10 protein-coding genes and 1 pseudogene are annotated in these 13,030 nt (G+C 68.5%); 6 read left to right on the top strand and 5 right to left on the bottom strand.

From position 1 onward, the window contains the following. The 4 genes and pseudogenes from ACJMNC_RS17590 to ACJMNC_RS17575 form a co-directional block, all read right to left on the bottom strand. Positions 1–694: pseudogene (locus tag ACJMNC_RS17590) on the bottom strand (Fe-S oxidoreductase); the annotation flags it as partial. 253 nt (positions 695–947) lie between these two features. Next, complete coding sequence (locus ACJMNC_RS17585) at positions 948–2,342, bottom strand: WS/DGAT/MGAT family O-acyltransferase (RefSeq protein WP_408949252.1); 1,395 nt, start codon at positions 2,340–2,342, stop codon at positions 948–950. A 133-nt stretch (positions 2,343–2,475) separates the two neighbouring features. Further along, positions 2,476–3,690 carry an acyltransferase gene (locus ACJMNC_RS17580; RefSeq protein ID WP_408949251.1) on the bottom strand — a complete coding sequence of 405 codons (1,215 nt, stop codon included), beginning with the start codon at positions 3,688–3,690 and terminating at the stop codon, positions 2,476–2,478. Between the two features lie 108 nt (positions 3,691–3,798). Continuing rightward, positions 3,799–5,988 carry an acyltransferase family protein gene (locus tag ACJMNC_RS17575; protein ID WP_408949250.1) on the bottom strand — a complete coding sequence of 730 codons (2,190 nt, stop codon included), beginning with the start codon at positions 5,986–5,988 and terminating at the stop codon, positions 3,799–3,801. 138 nt (positions 5,989–6,126) lie between these two features. Here ACJMNC_RS17575 and ACJMNC_RS17570 point away from each other — a divergent pair, with 138 nt between their 5' ends. Together ACJMNC_RS17570 and ACJMNC_RS17565 are read left to right on the top strand one after the other, a co-directional pair. Then, positions 6,127–7,251 carry an NDMA-dependent alcohol dehydrogenase gene (locus ACJMNC_RS17570; protein WP_408949249.1) on the top strand — a complete coding sequence of 375 codons (1,125 nt, stop codon included), beginning with the start codon at positions 6,127–6,129 and terminating at the stop codon, positions 7,249–7,251. Between the two features lie 53 nt (positions 7,252–7,304). Continuing rightward, the gene (locus ACJMNC_RS17565; RefSeq protein WP_408949248.1) at positions 7,305–7,565 is read left to right on the top strand and encodes a hypothetical protein; all 261 of its coding nucleotides are present in this window, start codon (positions 7,305–7,307) and stop codon (positions 7,563–7,565) included. A gap of 9 nt (positions 7,566–7,574) precedes the next feature. Here ACJMNC_RS17565 and ACJMNC_RS17560 read toward each other — a convergent pair whose 3' ends face one another. Further along, positions 7,575–8,435 (bottom strand): fumarylacetoacetate hydrolase family protein, encoded by an 861-nt coding sequence (locus ACJMNC_RS17560; RefSeq protein WP_408949247.1) that lies wholly within the window; start codon positions 8,433–8,435, stop codon positions 7,575–7,577. Positions 8,436–8,763: 328 nt separating this feature from the next. On the opposite strand from ACJMNC_RS17560, the gene dnaK reads away from it, so the two are divergent. The 4 genes from dnaK to ACJMNC_RS17540 all read left to right on the top strand — a co-directional run bounded on the left by dnaK (position 8,764) and on the right by ACJMNC_RS17540 (position 12,997). Beyond that, positions 8,764–10,611 (top strand): molecular chaperone DnaK, encoded by a 1,848-nt coding sequence (gene dnaK / locus ACJMNC_RS17555; RefSeq protein ID WP_408949246.1) that lies wholly within the window; start codon positions 8,764–8,766, stop codon positions 10,609–10,611. Beyond that, positions 10,608–11,204 carry a nucleotide exchange factor GrpE gene (gene grpE / locus ACJMNC_RS17550; RefSeq protein WP_408949245.1) on the top strand — a complete coding sequence of 199 codons (597 nt, stop codon included), beginning with the start codon at positions 10,608–10,610 and terminating at the stop codon, positions 11,202–11,204. Before dnaK ends, grpE begins: the two co-directional genes overlap by 4 nt. A 176-nt stretch (positions 11,205–11,380) precedes the next feature. Continuing rightward, positions 11,381–12,580, top strand: coding sequence for a molecular chaperone DnaJ (gene dnaJ / locus ACJMNC_RS17545; protein WP_408949244.1), 1,200 nt, complete (start codon positions 11,381–11,383; stop codon positions 12,578–12,580). Between the two features lie 6 nt (positions 12,581–12,586). Beyond that, complete coding sequence (locus ACJMNC_RS17540; protein ID WP_408949243.1) at positions 12,587–12,997, top strand: heat shock protein transcriptional repressor HspR; 411 nt, start codon at positions 12,587–12,589, stop codon at positions 12,995–12,997. Positions 12,998–13,030: the final 33 nt, after the last annotated feature.

Below are 13,030 nucleotides of genomic sequence, written 5' to 3'. Positions count from 1 at the left end.
CACCCCAGTCGATGTTGAAGCCGACCACGGCCAGCCAGATCATGCCGGACATGAGCTTGATGGCGGCGAAGACCGAGACCAGCGTCGGGCTCTCCGGCAACAGCTTGGCCACCTGCATGGTGAAGAAGTCCGAGCCCGCATTGCTGTGGTGGTAGGTGGCGATCTTGCTGGCCTTGACCAGAATCATGCCCAGACCCTCAATGAGGACGACGATCTCGACGAAGTACGCGGCGCCGAAACGCGAGCCGGCGAAGCGGGACAGACGGGCCGGGACGCGCGGGTGGTTGATCTGACGGATCACGATCAGCGCCGTGATGCCGACGACGGTGCCGATGCCGAGCAGCTCATCCCACAGGTGCCAGCCGAAGGTGTCACCGAACCACGGCCAGTGGAACTCGGGGTTGATCGACTGTCCGTAGGCCTCGAACCACAGCAGGAAGCCGCCGAGGAAGCCGATCATCACCAGCCAGTGCATGATGCCGACGGTTCGGAACTTCACCATGCGGGTGTGCGCGATGAACTCTTTGATCATCGTCACCAGGCGCGAGCCGAGGTGCGCGAAGCGAACCTTCTCCACCTTCTGACCGAGCGCGATGGTGCGGACCATGGTGGTCACGCCGCGCAGGAAGATCGCCCAGCAGAAGATGCTGATGATCGCGGCGGTGGTTCCGATCGCAACCGTTGTGGTCGTCATGGGAAGTACCGGCCTTTCTTAGGTCGTACCTCGACCCCGCCGCTGGAGGACTGCAGTTCCGCGCCGAAGTCGCCGTCTGTCTGAGGTAACCGTAGAGGTTCCCCCTGCGCCCGCGCTGCCAAGGTTTACCTAACTTCCCTGGTCGGCATGGGTGCTGAGCACATGCCCCGGATGTTACTCGTCAGTAATAAAGGGGGCCAGTCACCCGCCTCCGGATGTGGGGCAGGTCATGGACGGGCGACGACGTCGCAGGTCAACGGCTCAGTGGTTCGAGGTCCTCGAGCTCGATCAGAGCGTTCTCCAGATGATCGAGGATCCGCTGCAGACTCGGCAGCTGCGCGCGAGCACCGATGATGCCGAAATTCGCCTTCCCGGCGACCGTTGTGATTGTGATATTCATCGCCAACCCCTCCATCGCGATGGACACCGGGTAGCAGCCGTCGAGCTTCGCGCCGTTCCAGTACAGATCGTCCTGCGGGCCGGGTACCGACGAGATCATCAGATTGAAGCCGCGCGGGGTGTAGTTGACGAAGCCGGGCACCGAGGCGAAGGCCAGCGGCCAGCAGTTGGCCGCGCCCAGAGCCAGCGACTGCAGCGGGCGCAGGCCGCGCACGATGTTCTTGGCGCTCGAGGTGGACGAGTGGATCGCCTCGAGCCGCTCGCGGGCCGACGCCGACGAGGTCGCCAGGTTCACCAGGATCGCGGTGATCGCATTCCCGTCCGCATCGGCGTCCGAGTGCAGGGACACCGGCAGGCACGCGGCCAGCGGGTCGTCGGGCAGCGCCTTCTGATCGAGCAGGTAGCTGCGCAGCGCGCCGGCACACATCGCCAGCAGCACGTCGTTGAACGAGATGCCGTGCCGCCGGGCCGCGGCCTGCAGCCGCAACGTGGGCCAGTCCTGTGCGGCGAAGCGCCGGGCCGAACCGATCGGCACGTTGAGGATGGTGTCGGGCGCCTGCTGCAGCGGGGCGATGAAGTCCTTGTTCAGCAGTCCTTCCGCGGCCACCCTAGCGCCGGCTGGTGCCAGACCGATGATCTGCTCGGCGGTGTCGGCCACCGCGCCCACCGTGCCGGTGATCCGGGACAGCAGGCTCGTGTGGGGCCGCGGGGGACGCGTCCGGCGGTGATTCAGCGCGTCGTCCCAGAACGCGGTGCCGGCGCGGTCGTCGGGATCGGTGGTCAGCGTGCGCTGCAGCAGCCGCAGTGCGGTGACCCCGTCGGCCAGCGAGTGATGGATCTTGGTGTATAGCGCCACCCGGCCGTCCTTGAGGCCCTCGATGATGTGCATTTCCCACATGGGGCGGGACCGGTCGAGCAGGGCGCCGTGGTTCAGCGAGACGTAGCGCAGCAGATTCTTGATCTCACCCGGGCGGGGCAGGATGATCCGCCGCACGTGGTAGTCGAAGTCGACCTCGTCGTCCTGCTGCCAGGCGGTGTATCCGGCCAGGTTGGCCGGCGAGGCGGGACGTTTGAGGAAGAAGGGCGCGACGTCGACGGCTCCGCGGAAGGTGGTCTCGATCTCCTCGGCCAGTTCGTCGGCGCTCTGACCGTCCCGCGGGATGAACAGCTGCAGCCCGCCGACGTGCATCGGCTGGTCCCGGGTTTCGGCGATGAGAAACATCGACTGCGTGACCGGCATGTACTGCATAGGCGGCGTCCCCCTCGTGGCTTCGGCGTTCCGGGCCCGAAGCGGGTGCCGGAATCAGCCTCGTCATTGTGACACAGCGCACAGTCAGATCGTCTCCGGGGGGGGCGGGTCACGCGGGAGACGCCCGGCGGCGTCAGATCTGCCAGCGGAAGGGCAGCCGGGGCCGGCCGGTGAGGTAGATCGAGAGCGGCAGCCGGCGCAGCACCTCGACGACGGCCAGCGAGACGGCCAGCGTCAGCAGGTACACCACCAGTGTGCCCCAGGGCTGGCCGAGTGCGTGCACGATGGTCGGCGTGCCGTCGGTGCGCGGACGGATCAGCAGGAAGAGCACCAGCACGTGCACGAGGAAGACCGGGAACGAGCGGTTCGAGGCGTACGAGACCACCTTGGCCCAGCGCTCCGAGCGGGGGCGCAGCCGGTCGTTCCACCACAGCGCCATCGCGTACATCGCCGGCATGATCACCACCAGGAACGGCAGCAGCGTCAGATCGAAGGCGCTGTTCAAGTCGTGCACCCTGCCCTCGTGCAGCGCCCGGAACAGGTACATGCCCACCGCGAAGGACGCGGAGGCGAGCAGCGCCGCCGCCAGCCACCGGCCCTTGCCTCGGATCCAGTCGTCGAGCTGCTCGCGGTGCGCCGCAGCCACCGCGCCGTAGAAGATGAAGAACTGGTACGGGAGGAACGTCGCGTAGGCGTGGAACCAGTACTCCTGGAGCGATTCCGGCGGCGTCCAGAAGCTGATCGCGGCGAATGCGCCGATCTGCAGGACCAGACTCACCGCCAGCAGGATCGCGTGATGGCCGCGGGTCTTGTCGACGATCCAGCGGATGGCCGGAAACAGCAGGTACACCTGCAGCATGACCACCAGGAAGTACATGTGGTAGCCGGCGGTGCCCCATTTGAGGTTGTCCCACAACTCGTTGAGGTGGGTGGGGACGTCGTGCAGGCGGCCGTTGCCCCACATGCCCATCACGACCCAGTAGACCACCGACCACAGCACGTACGGGAAGATCACCAGCTTCATCCGGCGGCGCCAGAAGTCCACCGCCCGGAAGTCGTCGCGGCCCAGGTACTGGTACATCAGGACGAAGCCGGTCAGTGCGAAGAAGATGTTGCGCGTGCAGTGCATCAGCAGCGCGGTGGCGTTGACCCCGACGTTGGCGAACTCGTCGGTCGTGTTGGTGAGCGTGTGGACGAAGATGACCAGCGCGAAGGTCGTCGCCCGGATCAGATCCACCTGGTGGAGGTAGGGACGCTTGCCGGTGCGTGCCGGGGCCGGCGACGCCGGTGGGGCGCCGGCGGCGGCGCGGGTGCCCGGCGCCGTGGTCACAGTGGTCGTTGCAGTCATAAATCGTCAGTCGCGGCGGTAGTCGGTGAATCCCTCCGCGAGTCCGGGGGCGACACTAGCAGCCGAACCTGGCAGAACGCTGTGCACGGTGGCCGACGGTGGCCGGATTCACCACCAGCCGGTGGCCGGGCCCAGGTCGGCGTCGAGGTACGGGATCAGGCTGCGCATGAACGCGGTCGTCAGATGGTGCTTGTCATGCCAGACCAGGATGTTGCCGACCACCGCCGGGCAGTAGCCGTCCCGGCACATGGCGTCCGAATAGTCCAGGAAGGTCATGTTGGGGAAGTCTCCGGCGATGGCCTGCGCCGGGTCGACGTCCGAGAGCGTGGTGGCCCGGGGCACTCCGCAGGAGCTGGGCCGGCGGCCGGAGGCGAGGCAGTCGCGCGGGATGAACGTCGCGGCGGTGGCCCACGGGGTGTCGCGGACGGCGATCACCTGCTGTCCGTTCTCCTTGAGCCGTTCGAAGATGTCGACGTAGCCCTGCGGGGTGTCGTCGCCGGGGGCGGCGCCGGGCACCGGCCGGGTGCTGGTGGTGAAGATGAAGTCGGGCTTGTCCTCGGCCAGCCGGTCGACGACGCGGTCCACCCAGTCCTTGCATTCGGTCAGCATCTCGCCCTGGAACTCGACGAAGGGCTCGGTGCTCAGGGCGCAGCCGGCCTTCATGTAGGTGGTGACGCGGAAACCGCGCTTTTTGCCGAGCTCGTCGAGCGCGGTCATCCAGTGCTCCGAGTGGGAGCCTCCGGCCACCGCAATCGTCCGGGTGGCGGTGGGGTCGCCGAAGACGCCCACCCGGATCGACGGATCCCCGAAGTTGCTGAAGTAGCCGATGTGGTTGAGCGGCCAGTCCTCCTCGGCCGCCTCCGGGGACGGCGCGAAGTCGACGGCCGGTACCGGCGCATTGCTGAGGAAGGCCGAGGCGCCCGGGTAGAGGCGCGGATCCAGATTCGACACGTCCACCGTGAGTGACGCGGCGCGCTTCTCCCAGTAGACGGCGCTGACGCCGCCGAAGACGGTCAGCCCCACCAGCACCAGAGCCAGGCTGCGGCGGTAGCGCCGGGAGAAGCCGGTGCCGCGCCCCGATCGCAGCGGGGTCTCGACGAACCGGGTGCACAGCCACGCCAGGAGCACCGAGACGATCAGGATGCCGGTGCCCTCGATGAAGCTGACGTCGTTCTGGAACCGCCAGGTCATGTAGAAGATCAGCAGCGGCCAGTGCCACAGGTACAGGGCGTAGGCGATGGAGCCGAGCCAGACGATGGCCGGGTGCGCCAGGATCCGGCCGCCGGCGCTCAGGTCGGCGCCCGGGACCGGGCGCGGGGCGGTGGCCGACGAGCCGACCCAGATCAGCAGCAGGGTAGCGCCCACCGGCACCAGTGCGTAGACGCCCGGATACTCTGCGACGCCGGCGATCCAGATGCCCGAGCTGGCGATCAGCGCCACGGCGGCGACGGTCAGCAGGGTGCGCAGATAGTTCGCCAGCCGCAGCGTGGGCATCCAGACCGCGAGCAGGCCGCCGGCCAGCGGCTCCCACAGTCGCGCGATCGTGTCGTAGTAGTTGAACGGCTGGTTGATGCCGTGCCGGTAATTGGCCCAGGCGAAGGAGACCACGGCCACCGCCAGCAGTGCGGCGCCGACGATCGACCGCACCACCGTCGGCCGGCGCAGTGCGGAAAACCGCAGCGCGGCCAGTTTGAGCAGACCGCCCAGCGCCAGCGCGGTGAGCAGGGTGATGACGAAGAACTGGCCCTGCATCGACATCGACCACAGGTGCTGGAGCGGACTGACCGCCGAGTCGGCGGCGCCGTAGTCCTGTGCGCCGAAGGCCAGGTGATAGTTCTGGTAGTACAGCGCCGAGGCGATGGTCTCGGCGCCGAGCGCGCCCCAGCGGGTGGTGGGCATGATCCACCAGGACAGCGCCACCACCACCGCCAGCAGCAGGAACAGCGCCGGGATCAGGCGCAGCAGCAGCCGCTTGAGCCGCGGCCACGGATTCACCGCGGTCTTCCAGCCCACGTCGGCGGGCATCGACCGGGTGACGTGTTTGAGCAGCGAGGCGACGAAGAAGTAGCCGGACAGGGTCAGGAAGACGTCGACGCCGCCGGAGACCCGGCCGAACCAGACGTGGAAGATCGCGACCAGGAAGATCGCGATGCCGCGCAGGCCGTCCAGATCGAGGCGATAGCCGGAGGTGTTGCCGGTGGCCGCGTCCTCATTCGGAGTCGGAGGATCTGCGACCTCAGCGACGACAGCGGGCCTGGACACGTTTCGAATGTAGCGAAGTACCGTCGATTCCCCCATTCCCGGCCCCGTGCCGGGGGTGTCGCGGCAGGCCTCGGCCTGGGCGGAGGCGATTGCGGCGAACGCCCACGCCTGCGCTGCGCGGGGGCTAGGATGTGGGCGGGGGAATTCCAACCGACGAGGTGAGGATCTGTATTCATGAAGACCAAAGCGGCAGTACTGCACGGTGTCAACGAGGAATGGAAGATCGAGGAGGTGGAACTCGGCGATCCGGTCGCCGGCGAGGTGCAGGTCCGGCTGGTGAGCTCCGGTCTGTGCCATTCCGACCATCACCTCCGCACCGGGCAGTCGCCGGTCCCGATGCCGGTCGTCGGCGGGCACGAGGGCGCAGGTGTGGTGGTCAAGGTGGGCCCGGGCGTCACCCGCTTCGCGGAGGGCGATCACGTGGTGACCGCATTCATCCCGGCGTGCGGCGTGTGCGGGCCGTGTTCGCGCGGCGCACAGAACATCTGCGACGAGGGTGCGGGGCTGCTCACCGGACTGTCGATCTCCGACAAGACCTATCGGGTGACCCAGAACGGGACGGGACTCACCCAGATGTGTCTGCTGGGCACCTTCTCTCCGTACATCACGGTGAACCAGGCGTCGCTGGTGAAGGTCGAGGACGACATCCCGCTGCAGGAGGCGGCGCTGCTCGGCTGCGGTGTGGCCACCGGCTGGGGCTCGGCCACCGAGATCGGCGGCACCGCCGTCGGCGACACCGTGGTCGTGGTGGGTATCGGCGGGGTGGGCATCAATGCGGTGCAGGGCGCCAAGGCGGCCGGGGCCCGGTATGTGATCGCCGTGGACCCAGTGGCGTTCAAGCGGGACATGGCCGAGAAGCTCGGTGCCACCCATACCTTCGAGTCGATGGAGGCGGCGGCCCCGGCGATCGGTGAGCTCACCTGGGGTGTGATGGCGCAGACGGTGGTGCTGACGATCGGTGAGATCAAGGGCGAGCACATCGCGCCGGCGCTGGCGATGACCGCCAAGGGCGGTCAGGTGGTGGTGGTCGGCATGGGTGACGCCGCGGCCATGGACGTGTCGATGAACCTCTTCGAACTGACCCTGCTGCAGAAGCGCGTGCAGGGCGCCATCTTCGGCGGCGCCGGCCCGCGCACCCAGGTGCCCAAACTGCTGAACGAGTACCGCGCCGGCGCGCTGAACCTGGCCGATCTGGTGACCCAGACCTACCGGCTCGAGGACATCAACAAGGCCTACGACGACATGCTCGAAGGCCACAACATCCGCGGCATGGTGGTCTACGACGAGGCCGACTGGTGAGCTGAACACTCCTGGTCCACGGTCGTTCGGACGGCATACGGCGCTCTTGCCGGATGTCGTCCGAACGCCGTTATGTGGCCGGTGGACGGGGCGGGACATCCGTCCGCCATCGACCGGAGGGACTGGCCGGGCGCTGGCAGCCGACGCTCAACCGGGCCGCCGTGATCATCGGCGTACTGGGTCTGCTCTCGGCGCTGCTCGCGTTCTTCGTGGTCTCGGAGGGCTTCACGCCGGAGATCGGCGCCTACCTGGTGCTGGTCGGCATGATCGTCGCGCTGGCCGGCGTGGTCACGATCGCCGTCGCCAAGAAGTAGCCGCCGGAGTCAGGCCGGATCCACCGGTCCGGCGCTGGTCACCGTGTTCCGGCATTCGCCGATGCCCTCGATCGCGGTGACGATCTGCTGGCCCTCGCGCAGGTGCGCCTCCGGACCGTGGTCGTGCGACGGCGCCGACGGGCTGCCGCTGGCGATGACGTCGCCGGGGTTCAGGTGCATGAACCGGGCCACGTGCTGTACCAGCTTGACCGGCGAGAAGTGCAGATCGGCGGTGTTGCCGCGCTGGACCTCACGGCCGTCGACGGTGGTGGTCAGAGTCAGCGTCGGCGCCACCCCGCCGGGAAGTTCGTCGGGGGTCACCAGGTACGGACCGAGCGGTGACGAGCCGTCCCAGATGTTGCCCAGGCCCCACTCCTCGGCCTGGAACTCCAGATCGCGGTCGGTGATGTCGTTGATCACGGTGAAGCCGGCGATGGCGGCGCGCGCCTGCGTCTCGTCGGGGTGGCGGACCGGCCGGCCGATCACCACGACCAGTTCCACCGCGCAGTCCAGCGCGTGGGCGTCGGCGGGCTTGGCGATCGGGTCGTACGGGCCGATGATCGAGCTGGCGAACTTGGTGCTCAGCCGTGGATGCTGCGGCAGCGTCAGACCGAGACGCTTGATGTGGTCGCCGTAGTTGTGCCGGACGCAGACCACCTTGTCGGGCGTGACCGGGGCGACGAACTGTACGTCCTCCGGGGCGTACCGGTCGCCGTCGTCGGCCTGCGCAGCGCGGGCCAGCCCGTCGTCGTCGGTGAGCAGTGCCCGCAGGTCCGGATAGCCGAGTTCGAGCAGCTGCTGCTGTCCCTGCTCCTCGATGCGCTTGACGGCGCGGGTGCCCGATGCGGTGCGGACGGTGGCCAGATACAAGGTGTGCCTCCCAGGTCACGGTGTGTCCCGTCCATCATGGCGCACCGGGGAGCGGGCAGGTGCCGCGACCGTCGCGAGCGATTCCGGAGATCCTGCGGCGGGCGTGCGGCTGTGAGGAAGGTCACCCGACTATGAGCCGAGTGGACTCAAGTTCGGGGAACATCCGAGGGCGAAGGGTCGTTGAACAGATCGAGAAACATGAGTGTGGAAGACTCAAGGTGGGTTGACGACGACGACGTCGGCGACTACAAGTTGAGTCGGAGACACTGAGGTTTCGTCAGACCTGAAACCACCCGGCTTCCCGGAGCCGCAACAAGGAGGATTTTTTATGTCACGTGCTGTCGGAATCGACCTCGGCACCACCAACTCCGTGGTGTCGGTGCTCGAAGGCGGCGAGCCCACCGTCATCGCCAACGCCGAGGGTTCGCGTACCACCCCGTCGGTGGTCGCGTTCGCGCGCAACGGCGAGGTCCTGGTGGGCCAGCCGGCCAAGAACCAGGCGGTCACCAACGTCGACCGCACCATCCGTTCGGTCAAGCGCCACATGGGCGACCCGGAGTGGACCGTCGAGATCGACGGAAAGAAGTACACCCCGCAGGAGATCAGCGCTCGCACGCTGATGAAGCTCAAGCGTGACGCGGAGAGCTACCTCGGCGAGGACGTCACCGACGCGGTCATCACCGTGCCGGCCTACTTCAACGACGCCCAGCGTCAGGCCACCAAGGAAGCCGGCCAGATCGCCGGCCTGAACGTGCTCCGCATCGTCAACGAGCCGACCGCCGCCGCCCTGGCCTACGGCCTGGACAAGGGCGAGAAGGAGCAGACCATCCTGGTCTTCGACCTCGGCGGCGGAACCTTCGACGTCTCGCTGCTCGAGATCGGCGACGGCGTCGTGGAGGTGCGCGCCACCTCCGGTGACAACAACCTGGGCGGCGACGACTGGGACGAGCGGGTCGTCGAATGGCTGGTGGAGAAGTTCAAGTCCACCTCCGGCATCGACCTGACCAAGGACAAGATGGCGCTGCAGCGGCTGCGTGAGGCCGCCGAGAAGGCCAAGATCGAGCTGTCCGCTTCGCAGAGCACCTCGATCAACCTGCCCTACATCACCGTCGACGCCGAGAAGAACCCGCTGTTCCTCGACGAGCAGCTCTCGCGGTCCGAGTTCCAGAAGATCACCAATGATCTGCTCGAGCGCACGCGCACCCCGTTCCAGGCGGTCATCAAGGACGCCGGGATCTCGGTGGGCGACATCGATCACGTCGTGCTGGTCGGCGGTTCCACCCGCATGCCGGCGGTGACCGAGCTGGTCAAGGAGCTCACCGGCGGCCAGGAGCCCAACAAGGGCGTCAACCCGGACGAGGTGGTCGCCGTGGGTGCGGCCCTGCAGGCCGGTGTGCTGCGCGGCGAGGTCAAGGACGTGCTGCTGCTGGATGTGACCCCGCTGTCGCTGGGCATCGAGACCAAGGGCGGCGTCATGCACAAGCTGATCGAGCGGAACACCACGATTCCCACCAAGCGCTCCGAGACCTACACCACGGCCGAGGACAATCAGCCGTCGGTGCAGATCCAGGTGTACCAGGGCGAGCGTGAGATCGCCTCGCACAACAAGCTGCTCGGCAGCTTCGAGCTCGGCGGTATCGCTCCGGCTCCGCAGGGCGTCCCGCAGATCGAGGTGACCTTCGACATCGACGCCAACGGCATCGTGCACGTCACCGCGAAGGACAAGGGCACCGGCAAGGAGAACTCGATCCGTATCCAGGACGGCTCCGGTCTGTCCAAGGAGGAGATCGACCGGATGGTCAAGGACGCCGAGGCGCACGCCGAGGAGGACCGCAAGCGTCGCGAGGAGGCCGAGACCCGCAACCAGGCCGAGTCGCTGGTCCACCAGACCGAGAAGGTGCTCAAGGACAACGAGGACAAGGTCCCCGCGGACGTCAAGGAGCAGATCGAGGGCGCGATCGCCGAGGCCAACGAGGCCCTCAAGGGCACCGACACCGCGGCCATCCGTTCGGCCATCGAGAAGCTGTCCGAGAAGTCTCAGGCCATGGGGCAGGCGATCTACGCCAGCGCCTCGGCCGAGGGCGAGGGCGCTGCGGCGGCCGGTGAGAGCGCCGGCGACGACGACGTGGTCGACGCCGAGGTCGTGGATGATCCCGCCGACGGCGAGGCCAAGTGACCGCCCCGGGCGCCGGCGCCGCCGACGAGCGCGGCCCCGGTGACGAGCAGGAGCCGATCACGGTGACCGACGACGGCGCCGTCGACGAGGCGGGCGAGGCCCGGCCCCCGGTGGACGACGAGTCCGCCGCGGGCCCGGCCGCCGAGCCCGCCGGCGACGCCCAGGTCACCGAGCTGACCGAGGCGCTCCAGCGCGAGCGCGCCCAGTTCGCCAACTATCGCCGGCGCAGTGCCGAGGAGGCACAGCAGGCGGTGGCGAGGGGTAAGCAGATCCTGGTGGAGAAGCTGCTCCCGCTGCTCGACGACCTGGACCGCGCACGCGAGCACGGCGACCTCGAATCCGGCCCGCTGCGGGCGCTCTCGGACAAGCTCGGCGACGTGCTGTCCGGCGAGCAGCTGGTCAAGTTCGGCGAGCCGGGCGATGTCTTCGACCCGGAGCTGCACGAGGCGATCCAGAACGACGGCAGCGGTACCGAGCCGGTCCTCGGCTCGGTGTACCGGTCGGGATACCGACTGGGCGAGAAGGTGATCCGTCACGCGATGGTCACCGTCACCGATCCGGAGCCCCCGGTCGGTGAGGACACCGCGCAGTGAGCAGCAGCGGGCCGGGGCGCCGACCGGCGCCCCGGCCCGCGGTCTCGCTCCCGCGGCACACCACAGGACTTTCCCGCCGGCGCAGGCCCCGTGACGGGCGCCCCCGGTGGATGATGAACAACAACACAGGACAGACGACGACTCAAACAGTCGAGAAGGAATGGAGGTGACGTCTAGTGGCACCACAGCGAGAATGGCTCGAACGCGACTTCTACGCGGACCTGGGCGTCGCTTCGGACGCATCGGCCGACGACATCAAGAAGGCCTACCGCAAGCTGGCCGCACAGCTGCACCCGGACCGCAATCCCGGTGACGCGCAGGCGGAGGAGCGATTCAAGCGCGTTTCCGAGGCGAACAGTGTGCTCTCCGATCCGGCCAAGCGGCAGGAGTACGACGAGACCCGCGCGATGATGGCCGGTGGACGGTTCCGCGGCGGCGGCGACTTCGGCGGCGGCGGATTCTCCGGCGGCACCGGCGGATTCAGCGGTGGCGGCTTCGACATCGGCGACTTGTTCGGCGGCGGGGGCCCGAACGGCGGAGGCGGCGGCGGATTCGAGGATCTGCTCGGCGGACTCTTCGGCGGAGGCGGCGGCCGCGGTGGGGTCGGCGCGCAGGCATCCCGGCCGCGCCGGGGCAACGACCTCGAGACCGAGACCACCCTGGCCTTCCGGGATGCGGTCAAGGGCACCACGGTGTCGCTGCGGGTCACCAGCCCGTCGCCGTGCACCTCGTGCCACGGCAGCGGCGCCAAGGCCGGCACCAGCCCGCGGACCTGCGGCAGCTGCAACGGCTCCGGCTTCGTCACCCGCAATCAGGGGCACTTCGGCTTCTCCGAGCCGTGCCAGGACTGTCAGGGCACCGGAACCCGGATCGACGATCCGTGCCCGGACTGCCAGGGCTCGGGCATCCAGATCCGGCCGCGGACCATCAACGTCAGGGTGCCGCAGGGCGTCGAGGACGGCCAGCGCATCCGGCTCGCCGGACAGGGCGAGGCCGGCCGGCGCGGAGCCCCGTCGGGCGACCTGTACGTGACGGTGCACGTGACCGCGGACACCATCTTCACGCGCTCGGGCAACGACCTCAAAGTCGCTCTGCCGGTGAGCATCTCCGAACTGGTGCTGGGTGCGACGGTGTCGGTGCCCACCCTCGACGGCACGGTGGGCGTGAAGATCCCGCCGAACACCGCCGACGGGCGCACCCTGCGGCTCAAGGGCCGCGGCGTGCCCAAGCGCTCCGGCGGGGCCGGCGACCTGCTGGTCACGGTCAAGGTGGCGGTGCCGCCCAAGCTCGACGATGCCGCCGTGGAAGCGATGAAGACCTATGCGGCAGCCGAACGCGCCAGCGGCTTCGACCCGCGAGCGAACTGGGGACGGTGATCGATCATGGCGAACGACAAGCGCAGGGACCGCCGCGCTGACGGTTCGTCGGGATCGGCGACCTTCATGATCTCGGCGGCCGCGGAGCTGGCCGGGATGCACGCGCAGACGCTGCGCACCTACGACCGGCTCGGGCTGGTCACCCCGCAGCGCACCAGCGGCGGCGGCCGGCGGTACTCCGCCGACGACGTCGAGCGGCTCCGCGAGATCCAGCGGCTGTCCCAGGACGAGGGTGTGAACCTGGCCGGGATCAAGCGGATCATCGAGCTCAGCGACGAGGTGGCCGAACTGCAGCGTCAGATCGAGGATCTGGGCCGGCGGCTGGCCCACGGCGGCCGGCGCGGTGAACTCGTGCCGGTCACTCCGGCGACGTCGGTGGTGCTGTGGCAGCCGCGGCGGCGCCGCCCCGCCGACTGAGCGGACTCACCCGTCTCCCGGTGCCGGCCCCGG

The sequence above is a fragment of the Gordonia sp. VNK21 genome (genome assembly GCF_046098115.1).
Taxonomy (GTDB): Bacteria; Actinomycetota; Actinomycetes; order Mycobacteriales; family Mycobacteriaceae; genus Gordonia.
Note: the sequence above shows the minus strand (reverse complement) of the source record. Positions and strands in the feature narration are given on the sequence as shown.